Source organism: Litorisediminicola beolgyonensis (assembly GCF_042679605.1).
GTDB lineage: Bacteria > Pseudomonadota > Alphaproteobacteria > Rhodobacterales > Rhodobacteraceae > Litorisediminicola > Litorisediminicola beolgyonensis.
Map to the genome: position 1 here is coordinate 126,904 of NZ_JBHTMU010000005.1, position 19,014 is coordinate 145,917.

Annotated in this window: 20 protein-coding genes; 12 read left to right on the forward strand and 8 right to left on the reverse strand. The window is 66.0% G+C overall.

Annotated features, from left to right (window positions below):
• Window positions 1-71: 71 nt before the first annotated feature.
• Both ACFQ4E_RS04635 and trxB read right to left on the reverse strand, forming a co-directional pair.
• Window positions 72-416, reverse strand: a complete 345-nt coding sequence (locus ACFQ4E_RS04635; RefSeq protein ID WP_386801768.1) for a ribonuclease E inhibitor RraB — start codon at window positions 414-416, stop codon at window positions 72-74.
• Entirely contained in the window at window positions 413-1,417 is a 1,005-nt protein-coding gene (trxB, locus tag ACFQ4E_RS04640) for a thioredoxin-disulfide reductase (protein ID WP_386801769.1), read from the reverse strand. The genes ACFQ4E_RS04635 and trxB overlap by 4 nt, the downstream gene beginning before the upstream one ends.
• Window positions 1,418-1,592: 175 nt before the next feature.
• Here trxB and ACFQ4E_RS04645 point away from each other — a divergent pair, with 175 nt between their 5' ends.
• Entirely contained in the window at window positions 1,593-2,093 is a 501-nt protein-coding gene (locus ACFQ4E_RS04645) for an Lrp/AsnC family transcriptional regulator (RefSeq protein ID WP_386801770.1), read from the forward strand.
• 3 nt (window positions 2,094-2,096) lie between these two features.
• On the opposite strand, the gene ACFQ4E_RS04650 is transcribed toward ACFQ4E_RS04645, so the two are convergent.
• The 5 genes from ACFQ4E_RS04650 to lgt form a co-directional block, all read right to left on the reverse strand.
• The gene (locus ACFQ4E_RS04650; RefSeq protein ID WP_386801771.1) at window positions 2,097-2,885 is read right to left on the reverse strand and encodes a Hint domain-containing protein; all 789 of its coding nucleotides are present in this window, start codon (window positions 2,883-2,885) and stop codon (window positions 2,097-2,099) included.
• A gap of 234 nt (window positions 2,886-3,119) precedes the next feature.
• Complete coding sequence (locus ACFQ4E_RS04655) at window positions 3,120-3,260, reverse strand: hypothetical protein (protein ID WP_386801772.1); 141 nt, start codon at window positions 3,258-3,260, stop codon at window positions 3,120-3,122.
• A 236-nt stretch (window positions 3,261-3,496) separates the two neighbouring features.
• Window positions 3,497-4,252: a peptidoglycan editing factor PgeF gene (gene pgeF, locus ACFQ4E_RS04660; RefSeq protein ID WP_386801773.1), complete on the reverse strand. Its 756-nt coding sequence runs from the start codon at window positions 4,250-4,252 to the stop codon at window positions 3,497-3,499.
• Entirely contained in the window at window positions 4,249-5,304 is a 1,056-nt protein-coding gene (locus ACFQ4E_RS04665) for a class I SAM-dependent methyltransferase (protein ID WP_386801774.1), read from the reverse strand. Before ACFQ4E_RS04665 ends, pgeF begins: the two co-directional genes overlap by 4 nt.
• Window positions 5,301-6,182, reverse strand: coding sequence for a prolipoprotein diacylglyceryl transferase (gene lgt, locus ACFQ4E_RS04670; RefSeq protein WP_386801775.1), 882 nt, complete (start codon window positions 6,180-6,182; stop codon window positions 5,301-5,303). Before lgt ends, ACFQ4E_RS04665 begins: the two co-directional genes overlap by 4 nt.
• Before the next feature lie 104 nt (window positions 6,183-6,286).
• On the opposite strand from lgt, the gene ACFQ4E_RS04675 reads away from it, so the two are divergent.
• From ACFQ4E_RS04675 to ACFQ4E_RS04720, 10 genes are all read left to right on the forward strand, one after another.
• The gene (locus ACFQ4E_RS04675; protein WP_386801776.1) at window positions 6,287-6,532 is read left to right on the forward strand and encodes an accessory factor UbiK family protein; all 246 of its coding nucleotides are present in this window, start codon (window positions 6,287-6,289) and stop codon (window positions 6,530-6,532) included.
• A gap of 534 nt (window positions 6,533-7,066) precedes the next feature.
• Complete coding sequence (locus ACFQ4E_RS04680) at window positions 7,067-8,020, forward strand: response regulator (protein WP_386801777.1); 954 nt, start codon at window positions 7,067-7,069, stop codon at window positions 8,018-8,020.
• Window positions 8,017-8,352 carry an Hpt domain-containing protein gene (locus tag ACFQ4E_RS04685; RefSeq protein ID WP_386801778.1) on the forward strand — a complete coding sequence of 112 codons (336 nt, stop codon included), beginning with the start codon at window positions 8,017-8,019 and terminating at the stop codon, window positions 8,350-8,352. The genes ACFQ4E_RS04680 and ACFQ4E_RS04685 overlap by 4 nt, the downstream gene beginning before the upstream one ends.
• On the forward strand, window positions 8,349-11,300 hold the full coding sequence (locus ACFQ4E_RS04690; RefSeq protein WP_386801779.1) for a CHASE domain-containing protein: 2,952 nt from the start codon (window positions 8,349-8,351) through the stop codon (window positions 11,298-11,300). Before ACFQ4E_RS04685 ends, ACFQ4E_RS04690 begins: the two co-directional genes overlap by 4 nt.
• Before the next feature lie 11 nt (window positions 11,301-11,311).
• Entirely contained in the window at window positions 11,312-13,003 is a 1,692-nt protein-coding gene (locus tag ACFQ4E_RS04695; protein ID WP_386801780.1) for an ATP-binding protein, read from the forward strand.
• Between the two features lie 12 nt (window positions 13,004-13,015).
• Window positions 13,016-13,405, forward strand: coding sequence for a response regulator (locus ACFQ4E_RS04700; RefSeq protein ID WP_386801781.1), 390 nt, complete (start codon window positions 13,016-13,018; stop codon window positions 13,403-13,405).
• 159 nt (window positions 13,406-13,564) lie between these two features.
• Window positions 13,565-14,839 carry an ABC transporter substrate-binding protein gene (locus tag ACFQ4E_RS04705; RefSeq protein WP_386801782.1) on the forward strand — a complete coding sequence of 425 codons (1,275 nt, stop codon included), beginning with the start codon at window positions 13,565-13,567 and terminating at the stop codon, window positions 14,837-14,839.
• Window positions 14,840-14,863: 24 nt separating this feature from the next.
• The gene (locus tag ACFQ4E_RS04710; RefSeq protein ID WP_386801783.1) at window positions 14,864-15,928 is read left to right on the forward strand and encodes a carbohydrate ABC transporter permease; all 1,065 of its coding nucleotides are present in this window, start codon (window positions 14,864-14,866) and stop codon (window positions 15,926-15,928) included.
• On the forward strand, window positions 15,925-17,361 hold the full coding sequence (locus ACFQ4E_RS04715; RefSeq protein WP_386801784.1) for a carbohydrate ABC transporter permease: 1,437 nt from the start codon (window positions 15,925-15,927) through the stop codon (window positions 17,359-17,361). The genes ACFQ4E_RS04710 and ACFQ4E_RS04715 overlap by 4 nt, the downstream gene beginning before the upstream one ends.
• Window positions 17,361-18,422 carry an ABC transporter ATP-binding protein gene (locus ACFQ4E_RS04720; protein WP_386801785.1) on the forward strand — a complete coding sequence of 354 codons (1,062 nt, stop codon included), beginning with the start codon at window positions 17,361-17,363 and terminating at the stop codon, window positions 18,420-18,422. Before ACFQ4E_RS04715 ends, ACFQ4E_RS04720 begins: the two co-directional genes overlap by 1 nt.
• 29 nt (window positions 18,423-18,451) lie before the next feature.
• On the opposite strand, the gene ACFQ4E_RS04725 is transcribed toward ACFQ4E_RS04720, so the two are convergent.
• Entirely contained in the window at window positions 18,452-18,703 is a 252-nt protein-coding gene (locus ACFQ4E_RS04725) for a hypothetical protein (RefSeq protein WP_386801786.1), read from the reverse strand.
• Window positions 18,704-18,744: 41 nt separating this feature from the next.
• On the opposite strand from ACFQ4E_RS04725, the gene ACFQ4E_RS04730 reads away from it, so the two are divergent.
• The gene (locus ACFQ4E_RS04730) at window positions 18,745-18,918 is read left to right on the forward strand and encodes a hypothetical protein (RefSeq protein ID WP_386801787.1); all 174 of its coding nucleotides are present in this window, start codon (window positions 18,745-18,747) and stop codon (window positions 18,916-18,918) included.
• The last annotated feature ends 96 nt before the right edge of the window (window positions 18,919-19,014 follow it).

Below are 19,014 nucleotides of genomic sequence, written 5' to 3' on the forward strand. Positions count from 1 at the left end.
GACGGGATGATCTGCTGTTGCGGAAAAGCCGCCCTGCAGGCAGCGCATGGCAAGGCGGGGAGGGGGCGTGATCAGGCCGAGAAGCCCCAGCCATCGGGCCGGGCGCCGCGCGCGAGCGCGATCCGCGTCGCGATCTCCTCGCCGATCCAGATGCCCTCGGCCGAGAGCGGCTGTTCGGTCAGGGTGGCGACCATGTAGGGCGCCTCCGCATCCTCGCCGGTCTCGTCGACGAGCTCGCAGAGATAGCCTTCGGCTGCGAGCGCGTCGGCCAAGGCGGGCCAGTCGATCTCGCCTTCGCTTGCGACGAAGAAATAATCCACGTCGGCGATCTCGGGCAGATCGGCGCTGTCGTTCAGGTTGCGGAAGACGGCAAAGGTCTCGGCCCGTTGGGCCGAGAAATCATGCGCCTCGTTCATTCCGCGGCGTCCACCGGCGCGCCGTAGCCCAGGGGCTCGGTCTCGTCCTTGCCCTCGTCGAGGCCCTGCTCGGCGAGCCAGCGCTCGGCCTCGAGCGCCGCCATGCAGCCCATGCCTGCGCTGGTCACGGCCTGCCGGTACTTGTGATCGGTCAGGTCACCGGCCGCGAAGACGCCCGGGATGGAGGTCTCGGTGGAATCGGGCTTGGTGACGACATAGCCGCCCATATGGGTCTCGAGCACATCCTTCACGAGCTCGTTCGCCGGGGCGTGGCCGATGGCGATGAACACGCCCTTGCAGGCGATCTCGGTGATCTCTCCGGTCTCGACATGTTTGACCTTAACGCCCTCGACGCCCAGCGGGGTCTCGGTGCCGACGACCTCGTCGAGCTGGTGATGCCAGAGCGTTTCGATCTTCGGGTTCTTGAACAGGCGGTCCTGGAGGATCTTCTCGGCGCGCAGCTCGTCGCGGCGATGGATCAGGGTGACCTTGGAGGCGAAGTTCGTGAGAAACAGCGCCTCTTCCACCGCAGTGTTGCCGCCGCCGATCACGACGATCTCCTGGCCACGATAGAAGAACCCGTCGCAGGTTGCGCAGGCGGAGACGCCGAAGCCCTTGAACTTCTCTTCCGAGGGCAGGCCCAGCCACTTGGCCCGTGCCCCGGTCGCCAGAATGATCGCGTCGGCCACATAGGTGGTGCCGCTGTCGCCATGCGCCACGAAGGGGCGCTGGTCGAACTCGACGCGGGTGATGATGTCGCCGATGATCTCGGTCCCCATCGCGCGGGCATGGGCTTCCATGCGGACCATCAGGTCGGGGCCCTGGACCTCGGTGTCGCCGGGCCAGTTCTCGACCTCGGTGGTGGTGGTCAGCTGGCCGCCCGGCTCGATGCCCTGCACGAGGATCGGCTCCAGCATCGCGCGGCTCGCATAGACGCCCGCGGTGTATCCTGCGGGGCCCGATCCGATGATCAGGACCTTGGTGCGCTTGGTGTCGGACATGGCAGCCTCGCTCGCTCTGGCGGTTGGGTTGTGCCGATATAGGGTCGGGCGCGGGCGGGCGCAAACAGGCAGGTCCGGCGCTGCGCGGGGGTTTCGATTCTTGCGCTATCGTGAAACAATCTTGCGCATGCGGGCGGTGGTGCTATAAGAACCCGAAATCCGGGGAGACAAAATCATGCCCAGCCACAGGCTCGATCCGATCGATCGAAAGATCCTGTCTGAATTGCAGGCCGATGGCCGGATGACCAATGTCGAATTGGCCAAGCGCGTCGGAATTTCCGCGCCGCCCTGCCTCCGCCGGGTGCGGGCGCTGGAAGAGCAGGGGTTCATTCGCGGATACCACGCGGATGTCGATCCGCGCGAGCTGGGCTTCGAGGTTCAGGTCTACGCGATGGTCGGGCTGCAGAGCCAGGCCGAGGCCGATCTCTCGGCCTTCGAGAAGCGCTGCCGCGAATGGCCGCTCGTGCGCGAATGCCACATGCTGAACGGCGAGGTCGATTTCATCCTGAAATGCGTCTCGCCCGATCTGTCGACCTTTCAGAGCTTCCTGACCGGCGAGCTCCTGACCGCCCCCAATGTGGGGTCGGTCAAGACATCTCTCGTCATCCGCGGGGCCAAGGACGAACCGGGCGTGCCGTTTGAGGTTCTCGAGGAACGCCTGTCGCGCTCGGCCTGAGGCTCAGCGCGCGGTCAGGCTGTCGATCACCTCGCGCGAGCTGCGCGGCAGGGTCAACTCACCGAAATCGCTGAACGATTCGATATGCGGGAAGAAGCCCAGGAGCTTCTCGCAGAGCGCGTCGCCGAGCTGCCGCCGGAGGCTCGCGCCGGGGTGATAGCTTTCCATCTCGAGCCCGTTCACGCGGAAGGTCGAGTGGGTCTTGAGCGCCAGGTGATAAAGCTGAACCGCTCCCGCCGGGGTGAGGGACACGATCCGGTCCTCGTCGACGTAATCGGCCACCGGCACCAGTACGCGCGATTGGCCGATCAGCGTTTTCAGGCGGTCGCGGTGCAGCACCATGCGCGCCCCCGGACCAAGCAGGAGGTCGGTTTCGGGCTGGGCCCGTCCCATCGCGTCGGATGTCATGCGCAGAAGCGAGGTGAGGCCCGTCTCGTCGTTTTCGACCGACGGCACATAGGTGGTCGAGCCGATCCACATGACCGGCGCGGGGCCTGTCGTCGTCTCGATGTAGTCGCCGGGCAGCAGATCCTCGATCGCCACCGGACCGGACACGGTCTGGATCAGCGTTCCGCGCGCAAAGGCCGAGGTGGCTTCCTCGAAGGCCGGAATCGCCGGGGCGACATGGGTGTGGTGACGCAGGCTCAGATCCGCGACGAGGCAGGTGATCTCGTATTTCCGGTTGAGCGACGGTGCCGGACGGGCGCGGCGGTCGGTGGCGGGAAACGGTTCGCTGCGCGCGAGGAGATGCGCGCTGGGCGCGCGGCCATAGGCGGCGAGGAGGTCGGACATGTGATCACCTTGCGGTTGGTCACATCCGTGTTGGCCCCCACCAACAACGACAGACGGACAGGACGAAAATCGGCTGCGTATGCCGCCTTTGTCGGGTCATTCTGTCCGATTTGTCAAAAAAACGGCTGGATTGGCGGGTGCGAGCCGCTCAATCCAGCCATTCCGAGAGATTTGTTTCCGCAGTCGGGCGAAGCGCCGCCACAATTCTGCTGGATCGGAGACGAATCGTTAACGTCACGCGCGAAGCTTCTTCGGAGCACTGTCGCGGCGGTCGATCATCGCCTGGCGCGCGGCGCCACGGCTGAAGACCGGCACGGTCTTGGTCGATTTCGCGGTGGCGATCACCGAGGCGACGAAGCGGGATTTGCGGGGCATGTCATGTCCTCTCATTGCTGCTGCTCGACAGGTCTTTCAGGCTGCCGTTGGACACAGCTTCGCGCCGGAACAGGGCGGGAATGCGACAAGGGCGGGACAATTTGCCGGTTTTGGGTGGATTGTTTCCGGAATTTGCTACGGTTTTCGGAAAGCTCTTATCCTTCAACGGCTTTTGGCTGAATCGAAGTTCGGCAGCCTCGGCCCCAAAGGCGCTTTGCGGCAGGAATATGCCGCGATCAGAGCCGAATGACGGAAATCAGCCGCCCGTAATCGGCTTCCCGCGCATGGGTCGAGCGCCGGTACGAGAAGAAGCGCTCTGGGTCCGAATAGGTGCAGTGCCGAGTCCATTCCGCCGCGACGCCGGCTCGGCGCAGACGCCAGAGCCCGTAGCCGGGCAGATCGAAATGCAGACGGTCTCCGGCGCCATTGGCGAAGAAGCGCGCGGCCTCGGTGTCCTCGGCCATGAAGGTGTCGAAGAACTCCGGCCCGACCTCGTAGGCGCGCTGGCTGATCGAGGGACCGATCACCGTCCGGATCGCCTCGCGCTTGGCGCCGAGCGCCTCCATCTCCTCGATCGTGCGTTCGAGAACGCCATCGAGCGCGCCTCTCCAGCCCGCATGGGCCGCGCCGATGACACCCGCCTCGGGATCGGCAAAGAGCACCGGCTGGCAATCCGCCGTCAGCACCGCAAGCGCGACACCGGGCGTTGCCGTCACGAGACCATCGGCGCGCGGGCTCGGCTCGGGCAGGGGCGCGGTCACGCTGACCACCGATGGCGAATGCACCTGGTGGACGGTGACGAGCGAGCCGGGTGCCACGGCCATGGCTTCGGCCACGCGGGCGCGGTTGATCTGCACGATCTCGCTCTGGTCCGAGGAACCGGGGCCGCAGTTCAAGCCTGCGAAAACGCCCGAGGAGGCGCCGCCACGACGGGTGAAGAACCCGTGACGCAGGGGGGCAAGGCTGTCGGAGGTGATGATTTCCAGCGTCATTCGAGAAATCCGGGCGGGAGCGGTCCTGTGGCCGAGGCTAGTCCGAGAATCTTGAACAAGCTTCCCATTTCGTCGGGATGGGTCAACCGCCGATGCGCGGCAATATGGCTGTCGAGGGCCGGACCGCTCAATCCACGGGCCAGGCTCTGGGCTCGGGCGGTGATGCCGAGCCGCTCGAGAAAGACGCCCTGTGGCGTCAGGGCGCTGTTGCCACCCGCCGCGGCCGCCAGCGCGCCGAAATCGACATGGGCGGTCAGGTCGGCCTCGCCCGGCGTGTCGAGCGGATCGGTTTTCAGGTGCTGGCGGACGGCCTGGAACGTGTCGCCGAGGCTCCGGTCGCTGCCATAGTCGATGACGAGACCCGCGCCGCCTTGGGTGGCCAAGCGCGCGCCGATCTCGCTGGCGATCGCGGTTGCCGGGGCGCAGGTCTCGACGAGATCGCCGGGTTGGGTCTCGGCCCAGCGGTGATCGAGATCAGCTCGCGGCAGGGGATCGGTCAGGCCAAAGACCAGGCGGTCGCGCTCGGCACCGATCAGCCGCTCGCGCCAGCCGTGGTCGTCGCGCAGGAACTGGCGGATCGGGAGCGCGTCGAAGAACTCGTTGGCGACAAAGAAGATGGGCCGCTCAGGCAGGGTTGAGATGCCGTCATGCCAACTCGGCGAGAACGCCGCGAGCTGCTCGGCCTGTGCCGCGCGCAGGACCGGGGAGCTTTCGATCAGATGAACCGAGACGCGGTCGTGAAACCCCGCAACTCCGCGTGTCGCCCGCAGCGCATCGGACATGAGAGTGCCCCGTCCGGGGCCGAACTCGACGAGGATCGCCTCCGGTGCGCCGTGGTCAAGCCAGACCTGCGCGAGGGCGAGGCCGATGAGCTCGCCGAACATCTGGCTGATCTCGGGCGCCGTGACGAAATCGCCCGAGACGCCGAGCGGGTCACGCGTCGCGTAGTAGCCATGCTGGGGATGTTGCAGGCAGGTCGCCATGTACTCGGCCACCGTCAGCGGCCCCTCCGCGCGAATCCGGCGCAAGAGAAGATCGTGGAGCGGCGTCACCCGCGCGCCCGAAAGACGAGCCAGAGCCCGAGCGCGATCATCGGAAGCGACAGGATCTGTCCCATGGTGAGACCATAGCCTCCGACCTCCCAGGCCAAACCCAGCGGATTGCCGGGCGAGACGAACTGCGCATCGGGTTGGCGCACGAACTCGACCAGGAAGCGCGCCGCACCGTAGCCTGCGATGAAGATGCCCGTCACGCGTCCGGGATGGCTCAGAGCGCGGGTCCGGAACGCAAGCCAGAGCAGCACGGCCCCCAGCAAAAGGCCTTCGAGCAGGGCTTCGTAAAGTTGCGACGGGTGGCGCGCGCAAAGCTCGGTCGCGAGTTGCCCGCAGGCTTGTGCCGCCTCGCCGGGGAACACGACGCCCCAAGGCAGGTCCGTCGGACGTCCCCAAAGCTCGGCATTCACGAAATTGGCGAGCCGCCCGAGCAGGAGCCCCGGCGGTGTCGCCAGGGCCATCATGTCGGCGGTGGACAGAAGCGGCGCGCGGCGCCGGAGCGCCCAGATCAGCGCTGCGACGGTGACGCCGATGAGGCCGCCGTGAAAGCTCATGCCGCCTTGCCAGACTGCGAGGATCTCGCCGGGATGCGACAGGTAATAGCTGGGCTGGTAGAAGAAGACGAAGCCCAGCCGCCCTCCGAGAATGACGCCGAGGATCACCCAGGTCAGCAAATCCTCGACCCCTTCGGGGTTGGTCGGCGGGCGGTTGTCCGGCCAGAGATGCGCGCGCCGGACCGCCATGGACGCGAGCCGCCAGGCGATCAGCAGACCGACGATATAGGCGAGCGCATACCACCTGAGGGCAAATTCCATGCCGAAAAGCTCGATCGAGAAGAGCTCGGGGGAGACCGGGGGGAAGGGCAGGGCGGCACGCATGGAGGCGTGATGATCGGAGCCGAGGAACAAGTCAACCAGAGGCGCGGGCTTGAGACTGCGCGCCCCCCGGACCATATAAAGATGCACGCCAGACGGAGTATACCATGCAGACCCGCAACAAAGTCTTCGACGATCTTAGCCAGCTGATGACCAACGCCATGGGCGTCGCTCAGGGCGCCAAGGAAGAGGCGGAGACGGCCATGAAGTCGATGATCGACCGCTGGCTCGCCGACCGCGATTTCGTGACCCGGGAAGAGTTCGACGCGGTGCGCGCCATGGCGCAGAAGGCACGCGAGGAAAACGACGCCCTGAAAGCGCGGCTCGATGCGCTCGAGGCGAAAAACGGCTGACGGCCGAAGCGACCTCGGGCCGATTTGGCCCGAGCACAGGGGCAGGTGAGCGTCGGCTCCCGCCCCGATTGGACCTGAGCGAAAGCGACGCGGAACGCCGAACCGGCGCGCATCGTGCCGACAGCGCGGCGGTTTTGGGCGATCTTTCGGCACCTCCGGGGTGCCCGCCCCCCTGATCCGAGGGGCGTCGGTCGGGCAGAGGCCTCACCTTTGGGTTGCGTTTCCCTCCTGACGTTTTCGACAGTTTGGATATCACGCGATTAATCCATGGGTTGTGCCGTCGACGCTAGGATTGCCGCACAGCGGGCAAACCCCTAGCACGGCGGATGATCGGAAGAGTTCTGAAATAACATTTTAAATCAAAGGTTTGGCTTAATTTTCCGCCAATGCTCGCCGGGCTCGCCGTTCCAATTTTCTGCAAAGGCGAGTTTAAGAAATCGTTAGCGGCGAACCATAAATCACGCGATCCGTGCCACATTGATGCCGACATTTCTCATAAGTTGTGAACTGTACTGTTTTTCTGGGAGGCCAAAGTTGCGCATCCTCGCCGTAGATGATGATCCGATCATCCTCGAGTTGCTCTCCGAAATCGTCGTCGGCGCCGGCGGCGACGACATCCTGACCGCCACGTCCGGTCCGGAAGCACTTGATTTGCTCGACGATCCGGACACGGGTCCGATCGACTGCTTTCTGCTCGACGTGCAGATGCCGGTCATGAACGGCATCGATCTCTGCGCGGAAATCCGGCGGATCCCGGACTACCGTGCCACGCCGATCATCATGCTGACCGCGATGACGGAGAAGCCGTATATCGACTCGGCCTTCCGTGCCGGTGCGACCGATTACGTGTCCAAACCCTTCGACGTCGCCGAGCTGCGTCGGCGCCTGAAGACTGCGATGCTGCGCAAGACGGAGCTGTCGCGCCAAGCCGACATGCAAGGTGCCGGAGGCTTCGGCGGTCTGCTCTCGCCTATCCCGATCTACGATGTCGACAACTGCATCGCCTTCTTCGCGTTCGAGAACTACGTCCAGCAGCTGTCGCGCCAGAGCCTCTTCGGCTCGCTGCTGATGGCGTTCAACATCCGCAAGGTCGAGGCGTTCTACAACAATTGCGACACCTTCACCTTCGAGGGGCTGATCGCCGATGTCGCGGAAACGATCTCGGACTGCATGCGCGACCGCGCGTTCGTCCTGAGCTACGCCGGGAACGGCACCTTTGCCTGCCTGATCGAAGACGGCAATTTCCCGGAGCGGGCGCAGCTTGTCGACTGGATCAACGAGTGCCTTCAGAAACAGGACCTGTTCTACGGGCCGGATTGTCCGCTGGTCCTGCGCATCAGCGCGGGTGAAATGGTGCGTCTGATCGGACGCAACTCCGCGGCGCTCGACGACGCCATTGTGCATGCGACCGCGAGCGCGGAAGCGGCGAGCATCGCCGCCGAGGCGCGGATCGAGGATCTCTGGTCCCAGGGGGTTGCAGCGGAATGAGTGCAGGAACGCTGAATGACGGTCTTGCCCGCATCCGGGCCCGGTTCGACGCGCTGATGCACGAACGTCTGCACGCGCTCGATCACGCCGCGGCGCAATGCCCGGACCCCGATCAGCGCGCTGCCGCGCTGGGCGAGGCGCACGCCATCCTCCACACCATCGCCGGCACGGCCGGGTCGCTCGGCTTGCCCGAGCTCGGCGATCGCGCGGGGCAGAGCGAGATCCGCGTGCGCAGCTGTCTCCGCGGCGGCGGTTCGGACTGGCCCGCGGCCGTCGCGGCGATCTGCGATTTCGTGGCGCTGGCCCGACCGATCCTGCAGGATCGGCGGTGACTGACAGCATCCTGCACTCGGCCGAGCCTCGGCCGGGCCTTGGGCGTTCGCTCGCGACGCGGCGCGGCGTCTTCGCCCGCGCCGCCCGGGGCATGCGTGCGACGGCCCGGCGCGATCCCGGCTCGGTCCGGTTCTGGCTTCTGGTCCTGTGCTTTTTGCTGACGTCGCTTGCAGCGCTCGTCGTGCACCGGACGGCGATCAGCCGCGCACAGACGGACTTCAGCTACCTCGCCGATGACAGCACGCAGGTGCTGCAGGCCAGGATGCATTCCTATGCGCTCGCGCTCCACGGGTTGTCGGCGATGATCGCCGCAGGCGACGGGTCGAGCCGCGACCGCATCCGCTCCTATGTCGAGGCGCTCGATCCCGAGACCACGCTGTCGCGTCTGAGCGGGTTGGGGTTCATCGCGCCCCTGACGCCGGAAGAGCTGCCGCAGGTCCTGCGTGAGCTCGATCTCGACGCGGCGAAGGTCCTTGCCGAAGAGCTGCCGCCTCCGGGTGTGCCGCACATGATCATCCGGGCCATCGAGCCGCAGGCGAAGAACCTGCCCGCGCTCGGTCTCGACATCGCGACCGAAGAGCGGCGCCGCACCGCCGCGCTCGAAGCGCGCGATACCGGCGACACACGGATCACGGCGCGGATTCCGCTGGTGCAGGACAATGTGAAGCGCCCGGGCTTCCTGATCCTCGAGCCGGTCTACCGGTTCGGCGCTTCCACGGGCTCGGTCGAGGAGCGGCGCGAGGCGTTCCTCGGCTACGCCTATGCCCCGTTCGTCGGCGCGCGGGCGCTCAGCAACCTCCTGCCGGCCGAGGGCGAGGTGTTCGGCGTCGCCGTCTATGACGGCGAGATCGACGAAGAGAATCTGATCTTCGACAGCAACGATGCCGGGACGAGCGATGCGGCCTATTCCAGCGTGCGGCGCCTCGACATGTTCGGGCGCGAATGGACGATCCGCATCTACAGCCTGCCGCTCTTCGAGACGATTCACCGCGATCGCTTCTACCTGCCGGTGATCGCGGCGGGGCTCATCCTGTCGGGTCTCGTCTGGATGGTGCTGTCGCAGATGCAGCGGCAGACCCAGCTCGTCGAACGTCGGGTGCGGCAGAGCACGAGCGATCTCGCCTCGAAGATGTCGGAAAATGAATCGGTCATCGAAAACGCCTTTGTCGGGATCGCCATTCTCGACGGGCAGGGGCGCGTGGTCCGGATGAACACCGCAGGCCGTCGAATTCTGCGTCTCGGTGAAGCCTGGAGACCCGGCTGCTTTTTCCGCGACCTGGTGGCGCTTCCGGCTTCCACGACGACCGCGACGCGGCTGAGGCATTGCTTCGGCGAAGGGCCGGACGCCTTCGCCTATCTCGACGTCCATGTGAAGCACTGGCGCACCGCCGAAGGGCTCGTGCGGACGACGGTCATCCTCCAGGATGTCACCGAACAGGAGCGAAGCACGCAGCGCATCGCCGAGACCGAAGAGCGTCTCGAACTGGCGCTGAAAGGGTCGAAGATCGGCGTCTTCGAGATCGACCTCATGTCGGGCAAGTCGGTCGTCTCGGACACCTGGCTCGATCTGATGGACGCCGACAAGAACGACCCGGAATTCGACGCGCAGAGCTTCTTCCTCTCGCGCATTCACCCCGAGGATCTGCCGACGCTGCTGGCAAACGATCGCGCCTGTATTCTGGGCGAAACCGAGAGCTCGGAAACCGAGTTCCGGATGCTCCTCGGTCGGCGCGGGACGCGGTGGATGCATTCCAGCGCCAATGTCGTGCGTCGGGATGAAAACGGTCTGGCCCTGTCCCTGCTCGGCACCCAGACCGATGTCACCGAGATTCGTCTGGCGCAGCTTGCCCTGCGCGCGAGCGAGGACCAGTTCCGCCAGTCCTTCGAGAACGCGCCGGTGGGCAAGGTCATCCTCGACGCCGATTTCAAGGTGCTGCGGGTCAACCCGGCGCTCAGTGCGCTGACCGGGCAGGCGCGGGAGCGGCTGGAATGCCCCGACGGATTGCGGCTCATCCTGCGCCAGGAGGATCGGGAAGTGCTCGAGACCAATCTCGCCAAGCTTTCCGAGCGGGCCGACAGCACGTTCCGTGGCGAGCTGTCCGTCGAGCGCGTGGCGGGTGACCCCGCTTCGACGGTGATCGCAGCCACCGCGGCGCTCGATTCGCGCAGCCAGGAGCGGATCTACGTCATCCAGTTCCTGGACATCACCGAGATCAAGAAGGTCCAGAAGATCAAGAGCGAATTCGTCGCCTCGGTCAGCCACGAATTGCGGACGCCGCTCACCTCGATCAAGGGCGCGATCTCGATCCTGCAATGCGCCGAAGGCCTGCCGTCCAACGCAGAGCGCCTGCTCGGCATCGCGCATGGCAATGTCGATCGTCTGACCGTGCTGGTGAACGATATTCTCGATCTCGAGAAGGTGCATAGCGGCAAGATGGATTTCCGCTTCACCGACTGCCCGATCCGCGACCTCCTGCACGAAGTGCGCGAGTCGCTTGCGCCCTATTCCGAGGGCAAGGGCGTCGAGATCGCGATCCGGGACGAGACCGACAACGCCGCCGCGCGCATCGATCCGGGCCGGGCGCTTCAGGTCCTGACCAACCTCGTCTCCAACGCCTGCAAGTTCTCGCCCAAGGGGGGCACGGTCGTACTTGGCGCGGAGCTTTCCAATGGTGCCCTGCGCGTCAGTGTCCGCGACTGCGGTCCCGGCGTCCCCGAGGCGTTCGAGGCGAAGCTCTTCCAGCCGTTCTCGCAGGCCGACAGCTCCGACACGCGCGAGCAGGGCGGCACGGGTCTGGGCCTCAGCATCGCGTCCGAGCTCGTGACGCGGATGGGCGGCGACATCGGTTACCGCCGCCTCGACGACCGGCAGACCGAGTTCTGGTTCACCTGTCGCCTGAGCCGAGCAGATCTTGGCGCGGCGCAACACTTTCAAAAAGCAGGATAGGTGTGACGTTCATGAGTTTTCCTGTTGCCATCATCGACAGCGGTAGCCCGCGCAGCATCGACCCAAGGCTCGCAGGCCGGTTCGTGCTGCTTGGCCTCGCCGGTCTCGGGCTCGCCGCCGGCGGCGCTTCGGCGGCCGGGCTGCATGTCGAGCTCTGGATCGTCCTGACGGCGCTTGCCGCGGGCGCGGGCGCGCTCGTCGCGCTGGGCTGGTCCTTCCTGGGCTCCGCGCCCGGAGCCGTCGGCGGGGTCGCCAAGAGTTCGGCGCAAATCCTGCAGGAGGTCGAGGCGTTGAACCGTCACGCGATGGTCAGCATGACCGACGCGGATGCGCGGATCATCTACGCCAACGCCAAGTTCATCGACGCGACCGGCTATTCCGAACGCGAGCTGATCGGCCGCGACATGGGGACGCTCTATTTCGAAGAGGACCTGCGCGAGTTCCGCAAGCTTCGCGGCATGCTGGAGGTCGGCGAGTCATGGCAGGGCGAAAACCGCCTGCGGACCAAGGACGGAAAGCGTCTCTGGAACACGCTCACCTTGCTGCCGGGCCTCAACGCGGACGGGCAGGCCTCGGGCATGATCGCGGTTCGGACCGACACCACCGTCGCGAAGATCGCCGAGCAGCGCAGCGAGCTTTTCGCCGCGCTCGACAAGCTGGCGGACGAGGTGATGATCCTCGATCTCGGCACCTCGACGCTGCGCTATCTCAACCAGAGCGCCAAGGACCGGATGGGTCTCGGGGCGGGCGACGGGACCGGGGTGACGCTCTCCGACCTGTCGGAGCATCTCGATACCGGTCTTCTCGACAAGACCTTGCAGACGCTGTTGCACGGCACCGAAGACGTCCTTCCCCTACGCATGCGCTGCGCGGGGAGGGTCTTCGACCTTCGCCTGCAGCGCCTCTCTGACGAGGATCGCGCGCCGGAAGCGCTGGTGGTCCTGCGCGACGTGACGAACGAGGTCTCGTCCGAGGAGCATCGCCGCGCCTTCGTCGCGACGGTCAGCCACGAGCTGCGCACGCCTCTGACCAGCGTGAAGGGCTCGATGGGCCTTCTTCTCGCCGGTGCCGGTGGCGAGCTGCCCGACAGCGCGCGCTCCATGGTCGAGATCGCCCACCGCAGCGCCGACCGTCTTGTCAGCCTCGTCGGCGATCTTCTCGACATCGACAAGATCACCTCGGGCCAGATGTCATTTGCCATCGAGCCGGTCGATCTCGACGCGCTGATCAACGACGCGATCGAGGCGAATGCCGCCTTTGCGGACCGGTTCGGCGTCAAGCTTCGTCGGGAGGGATCGACCGGTGGCCAGGTCTGGGTCGATTACGACCGCACCATGCAGATGCTGGACAACCTTCTGTCCAACGCCGCGAAATTCTCGCCGGAGGCCGGCGAGGTCACGATCGGTGTCGAAGAGACAGAGCACGCCATGCGTCTTTGGGTCCGCGACAGCGGTCCGGGCATTCCCACCGACATGCAGACCCGCATCTTCGAGCGCTTCACCCAGGCGGCCCGCGCCAAGGACAATCAGGCGCGCAGCACCGGCCTCGGCCTTGCCGTTGTGAAGGCCATCGCCGAAGGCCAACGCGGCTCCGTCACTCTCGACAGCGTCGAGGGCGAGGGCGCCACCTTCACCATTACCCTGCCACGTACTCCGCCGTTGAACGAAACGACCGCCCCCTCCTCCTTCCGTCGGGCGGTATGAAAGGAGACTGCCATGATCCGCGTTCTCAATCTCGATGACGATCAGGACCTTCTCGATATCATCAATCTCTCGCTGATGGTCGCGGGACGGTTCGAACTGATCCAATGCCAGAGCGGGCCGGAGGCCATCGCCGCGGCGCCGGACTTCGCGCCGGACATCCTGCTTCTCGACGTCATGGTGCCCGGCATGTCCGGCCCCGAGGTTCTGCAGGCCATCCGCGCGCTGCCCGGGCTCGGCTCGGTTCCGGCGATCTTTCTGACCGCCAGCGTGCAGCGCGACGAGGTCGAGGGCTTCCTCGAACACGGCGCCTCGGCGGTGATCCCGAAGCCCTTCGATCCGATGACGCTCGGCACCCAGATCGAGGCGGTGCTCCAGAAGGACCGCATGCGTCTCTCCGCCTGACCGGCCCGTCACGCCGACCGAAACCGCCTAGACGAAATTTCTCCCCGGAGACTCTGGGGAAATCCCGCGCGACCGGATAATAGCGGGTGAGCCGCGCGCGGGAGCTTTGTGTTTTGTCTCCTCCGCGCCGAAGTGCCGATCTGGATTGAGGAGGAGACCATGACCAGCACCCGTTCCATCCGCGCCGCGCAAATTGCCAGCCTCGCCGTGGTGGCCTGCGCCGGGCCAGCGCTGGCCGATGAGATCAGTTTCCTGTGCTATCAGGACGGCAACGAGTGCGAGGTCATCGCCGAGATGCTGCCCGCGTTCACGGAAGAGACCGGCCACACCGTGGCGATGGACACGGTCGGCTACGACGTGATCCGCGACCAGCTCGAGAACCAGCTTCAGACCGACGCCGCTCCCGACGTGGCGCGGGTGACGAACCTCGGCGGGTTGAACGCCTATTACCTCGATCTGGCGCCCTATGTGGACGGGGCCGCGTGGGAGGCCGCCTACGGGTCGACCTTGCCCTGGTTTCGCGCGCCGGGCGGCGAGGATCAGGGCATCTACGGCTGGATGACCCAGCTCACCGTGACCGGTCCCTTCGTCAACGTGTCGCTCTTCGAGGATGCCGGTGTCGAGATGCCGGGCGACGGCGCGACCTGGGACGAGTGGGCGACGGCGCTCGCCGAGGTGCAGGAGCTGACCGGCATCACCGGCGGCCTCGCCGTCGACCGCACCGCGCACCGGATCGCGGGCATCGCCTTCAGCTACGGCGCGCAGTTCTTCGACGAGGCGGGCGAGCCGATCCTTGTCGATGACGGCTTCCAGAGCTTCGCCGAGACCTTCCTCGGCTGGCACGAAAGCGGCCTGATGCCCGCCGAGGGCTGGCCCGCGGGCTCCGGCACCGCCTATCGCAACGCCGCGCCGCTTTTCGTCGCGGGAAACGTGGCGATGCACCAGTCGGGCTCGTGGATGATCAACAACTACGACCAGACCATCACGGATTTCGACTGGCAGGCGGTTCCGGCCCCCTGTGGGCCCGGCGGCTGTGGCGCGATGCCCGGCGGTGCCGCGCTCGTCGCGTTCGAGAGCACCGACGTCCCCGAAGCCGCCGCGGCCTTCATCGACTTCATGGCGCGCGAGGACAACGCCGCGCGCTTCGCCGCCGAGACCAACAACATCACCGCCAACGCCGCGCTGCAGTCGGCGGGCATCGACTATGTCAACGCGAGCCCGCGCGTGGCCGCCGCCTTGGCGGTGTTCTCGGCCAATGCCGCGAAAGCCTCCGAGACGACGCCGCAGGCCTACACCTTCCAAGGATATCCCAAGAACTTCGTGATCTACGGCGTCATCCCGGACTACCTGACCCAGGCCATCGTCGGGGAGATCACGCTCGACGCCGCGCTCGAGGCGATCGACGCCGACGTCGCGGCCAAGATCGCCGAGTAACGCCGCGCGCGGCGGGGCAGGGCGATGCAGGAGGCGCTTGTCGCCGCCTTCGCAGGCACAGGCTGGCCGTTCGCGGCCGGCCTCTACCTGGTGATCGGTTTCCTTCTGCTGCGTCCGACCGGCACACCGGGCGCGCGGGTCGCCGCGGCGCTCGGCTGGCCGCTCGAGCTGGCGCAGCGTCTCTCGGGGGCGACCGGTCTGCCCTATCTCTTCCTGTTGCCGAACATGATCGTGTTCGGTCTCTTCACCTTCGCGTCGCTCTTCATCAATCTCGGCTTCTCGGTCACCGAGGGGCAGTCGATCCTCTTCCCGGAGCGCGACTGGGCCGGTGCGGACAATCTGCGCCGCTTGCTCGCGGAAACGCAGATCGACACCGGCGCGGCCAATCGCGAAGACGACAAGTTCCTCGCTGCCGTGCGCGACACGACGATCTTCGCGCTGTTCCAGGTCCCGATCATGATCGCGGTGGCGCTGGTGACCGCGCTCGCGCTCAACCGCGAGCTTCGGGGACGGGCGCTCTGGCGGGCGGTGTTCTTCTACCCGGTCATGCTGTCGCCGGTGGTCGTGGGATTTCTCTGGACGCTGATCCTCAAGCGGCAGGGCGCGCTGAGCCAGACGCTGATGACCTGGGGCTGGATCGAGGAGCCGGTGCAATGGCTGACCGACCCGGTCTGGAGCATGATCTGGTCGGTCTTCGTCTTCACCTGGGCCCATCTGGGCTTCTACATGCTGATCCTCCTGGCCGGCCTTCAGGCGATCCCGCGCGACGTCTATGAGGCCGCGGAGATGGATGGCACCCCGGCCTGGCGGCAGTTGACGCGCATCACCCTGCCGCTTCTCGCGCCGACGCTCCTCGTCGTCACGGTCCTGTCGCTGATCAAGGCGGTGCAGGCCTTCGAAGAGCTCTACGCGATGCAGGTCAGCTGGATCTCGCTCGTGGCCTATATCTTTGACACCTCGGGCCTGCGCGGCCAGCCGACGACGCATGGGCTCGGGATCGCGGCAACCGCGTCACTGCTGGTGGCGCTCGTGCTCATCGCGCTGTCGCTTGTGCAGATCGCGCTCTCGTCCCGGGCGCAACGGGCATGAGCACCACCTGGACGTTCCTGACGCGCAAGGCCGGGGGACGGCGGGCCAACTGGCTCGACTGGCTGACCTACGCCTACCTGCTCTTCGGCCTTCTGATCATCGCGGGGCCGGTGGCCTGGCTCGCGCTCAACTCGCTCAAGACCCAAGGCCAGCTCGAAGCGCAGAACCTCTCGCTCCTGCCGATGAGCTACGCGCGCGTCGCCCGCGCCAGCGTCGAGACGCCCGAGGGCAAGCGGATCTTCATCATCGACGGGTTGCCCGACTGGGCGCTGAACTGGCCGGAACTGAGCGACGAGGAGCGCGCCAGGCACGATCCGTGGGCGCTTCTTGCCGGGACCGACGCGGACACACGCGACGCGCTGCGCGCCCATCTGGGACTTCTGAGCGACGATGCGCGGGCCCTGATCGACCGGGAGGGGCTGCCCGACTGGCTGCTGCGCTACCCGACCATGGGGCCCGAGGCACAGGCGGCGCGGGATCTCGACGCCGCGCTGGCACCGCTTGCTCCGGACGAGCGCAGGCTTCTGTCGCAGTTCCTGGGCCTTCCGGGCTTCGCTCCGCCTCGGCTCGTAAGCCAGATCCGCGTCACCGCACCGGACCCTGACACGGGCGCGCCGACCGGTTTTGCCGTGCCCGCCATCCGCCCGGGGTCCGAGGTGACGCCCGCGCGCTATGTCGACAATCGCATCGAAGGCGTGGTGCGGCTGCCGACCGAGAGCCTGACCGCCGACCGCTACCTGAGCCCGTCCTGGTCGAACTATTCCGAGCCGCTCAGCGGCACCGCCTACGGCGTCAGCGTGAACTTCGCGACCTGCATCACCAACTCGGTCCTCGTGACCGTGATCGCGACCGTGCTGACGCTCCTGATCAACTCGATGGCGGCTTTCGCATTGGCCAAGTACCGCTTTCGCGGCGACTGGCTGTTTTTCCTGGCGATCCTTGCCACGCTCATGGTGCCGCCGACCATCACTCTTGTCGGCATCTTCAAGGCGATCCACGCGACGGGGCTTTCCGGCTCGATCTGGGGCGTCATCATCCCCGGTGCCGCGACGCCGACGGGCGTCTTCATGCTGCGGCAATACATGCTGTCGCTTCCGGACGAGCTGCTCGAGGCCGCGCGTATGGACGCCGCCTCGGAATGGAAGGTCTACTGGCGCATCGTTCTTCCCCTGACTCTGCCCGCACTCGCCGCGCTGGGCATCCTGTCGGTGATCTGGCGCTGGAACGACCTGATCCTGCCGCTCGTCGCCATCGCCACCACCAAGGAGGCCTATACCATCCAGCTCTGCCTTCTGGAGTTCCGGGGCCAGCATCTTAGCCAGGAGCATTATCGCCTCGCCATGACCATGCTCAGCCTGATCCCCTCGACCCTCGTGTTCGTCTTCCTGCAGCGCCACATCACCGCGGGCATCGCCAATACGGGGCTCAAGTGATGGCGGGTCTCGTGCTCACCGATCTCCGCAAGAGCTTCGACGGCTCGGAGGTGATCCACGGCATCGATCTGGAGATCCGCTCGGGCGAATTCGTCGTGTTCGTCGGCCCCTCGGGCTGCGGCAAGTCCACGCTCCTGCGGCTGATCTCGGGTCTGGAGGCGATCACCTCGGGCACCTGCGCGATCGACGGAGAGGTCGTCAACGATCTGCCCGCTGCCAAGCGCGGGCTGGCGATGGTGTTCCAGAGCTACGCGCTCTATCCGCACATGTCCGCGCGCAAGAACCTCAGTTTCGGGCTCGAAAATCTCGGCCTGCCGCGCCGCGAGATCGACGCGCGGGTCACCGAGGCCGCCCGGATGCTGCAGATCGAACCTCTGCTCGACCGGCGTCCCGGGCAGCTCTCCGGCGGGCAGCGCCAGCGCGTCGCCATCGGGCGCGCCGTGGTGCGCGAGCCGCGGATCTTCCTCTTCGACGAGCCGCTTTCCAATCTCGACGCCGAACTGCGGGTCTCGATGCGCCGCGAGATCGCGCAGCTGCACCGGCGGCTCGGCAACACGATGATCTACGTGACCCACGACCAGGTGGAAGCGATGACCATGGCTGACAAGATCGCGGTGCTGCGCGACGGGAGGCTGGAACAGTTCGGCACGCCCCTCGAGCTGTTCAACCAGCCCGCCAATCGCTTCGTCGCCGGGTTCATCGGCTCGCCCTCGATGAATTTCCTGCCCGTGACACGATGCGGAACCGCGCTCGAGCTGCCCTCGGGCGCGCGGATCGAGGGCGTCTCGGCGCCCGAGGCCGCGCCGGAGAGGCTCGAGCTCGGCCTCCGCCCGGGCGATCTGCGCATTGACGGCGGGGGTGCCTTGGCCATGCAGGTCGAGGAGGTCGAGCAGCTGGGCTCGGAAAGCTATCTCTTCGGCACGGTCGAGGGCGTCCGCGTGGCGGTGTATCTCACCGGTCAGACCGATTTGCGGTCCGGCGACACGGTTGCCCTCGCGTCGGACCCCGAGCGCATGCATCTCTTCTGCCGCGCCAGCGGAACGGTCGTGCCGCTCAGTTAACGAATGGCGAGGATCGCCGCGCTGAAAAGTCACAAGAAATCAGAGTCATAGCGCAAAGGGCGCGGCGCAGGCATAACGACACGAGCCAAGTTGACCTGTTCTGAGGTGCTGGTCGGAAAATCCACCGCGCGACGCGCTGGCGAGATCAGTGGTGACCCTAAAGAGATAAAGTTCGAACTCTTTAATTGCTGAATTGCTTCGATGGAACGCTGTTCTTGAGCCACTCTCTGACGAACAGCGAGCACGTTGATCGAACTCAAAACCAGAAATTGCAGCGGCACGGGCGCCTGACCTGCCGCTGCGACGCTAGATCGAGAAAGACTTGGCCGCGTTCACGTTACAGATTTCAGCCGCAAGAAACAGGATCATCAGCCAGCCCCGCGATACCTCAGGCCACCGCGACACGGGCACCTCGCTCATCGTCGCGGCCTTCGCCTCCCAGTATCTGAGCCAGCGCGAGATCGTCGTGTCGCACCTCACCGGCTACTGGGGGTGAGCGGTCAGACTGGTGTCACTGAATAGCCCCGTGTATCGTGGACGCCTTCTTCGCTAATTTTGAGGCAAGGAGGCCATGATGAGCAGCAGCAAGTTC

What these genes read in the sequence shown, in the direction of transcription:
- ACFQ4E_RS04635 (WP_386801768.1), bottom strand. Translation starts at nt 416, where the DNA reads ATGAACGAGGCGCATGATTTCTCGGCCCAACGGGCCGAGACCTTTGCC.
- trxB (WP_386801769.1), bottom strand. Translation starts at nt 1,417, where the DNA reads ATGTCCGACACCAAGCGCACCAAGGTCCTGATCATCGGATCGGGCCCC.
- ACFQ4E_RS04645 (WP_386801770.1), top strand. Translation starts at nt 1,593, where the DNA reads ATGCCCAGCCACAGGCTCGATCCGATCGATCGAAAGATCCTGTCTGAA.
- ACFQ4E_RS04650 (WP_386801771.1), bottom strand. Translation starts at nt 2,885, where the DNA reads ATGTCCGACCTCCTCGCCGCCTATGGCCGCGCGCCCAGCGCGCATCTC.
- ACFQ4E_RS04655 (WP_386801772.1), bottom strand. Translation starts at nt 3,260, where the DNA reads ATGCCCCGCAAATCCCGCTTCGTCGCCTCGGTGATCGCCACCGCGAAA.
- pgeF (WP_386801773.1), bottom strand. Translation starts at nt 4,252, where the DNA reads ATGACGCTGGAAATCATCACCTCCGACAGCCTTGCCCCCCTGCGTCAC.
- lgt (WP_386801775.1), bottom strand. Translation starts at nt 6,182, where the DNA reads ATGCGTGCCGCCCTGCCCTTCCCCCCGGTCTCCCCCGAGCTCTTCTCG.
- ACFQ4E_RS04675 (WP_386801776.1), top strand. Translation starts at nt 6,287, where the DNA reads ATGCAGACCCGCAACAAAGTCTTCGACGATCTTAGCCAGCTGATGACC.
- ACFQ4E_RS04685 (WP_386801778.1), top strand. Translation starts at nt 8,017, where the DNA reads ATGAGTGCAGGAACGCTGAATGACGGTCTTGCCCGCATCCGGGCCCGG.
- ACFQ4E_RS04695 (WP_386801780.1), top strand. Translation starts at nt 11,312, where the DNA reads ATGAGTTTTCCTGTTGCCATCATCGACAGCGGTAGCCCGCGCAGCATC.
- ACFQ4E_RS04700 (WP_386801781.1), top strand. Translation starts at nt 13,016, where the DNA reads ATGATCCGCGTTCTCAATCTCGATGACGATCAGGACCTTCTCGATATC.
- ACFQ4E_RS04705 (WP_386801782.1), top strand. Translation starts at nt 13,565, where the DNA reads ATGACCAGCACCCGTTCCATCCGCGCCGCGCAAATTGCCAGCCTCGCC.
- ACFQ4E_RS04710 (WP_386801783.1), top strand. Translation starts at nt 14,864, where the DNA reads ATGCAGGAGGCGCTTGTCGCCGCCTTCGCAGGCACAGGCTGGCCGTTC.
- ACFQ4E_RS04715 (WP_386801784.1), top strand. Translation starts at nt 15,925, where the DNA reads ATGAGCACCACCTGGACGTTCCTGACGCGCAAGGCCGGGGGACGGCGG.
- ACFQ4E_RS04720 (WP_386801785.1), top strand. Translation starts at nt 17,361, where the DNA reads ATGGCGGGTCTCGTGCTCACCGATCTCCGCAAGAGCTTCGACGGCTCG.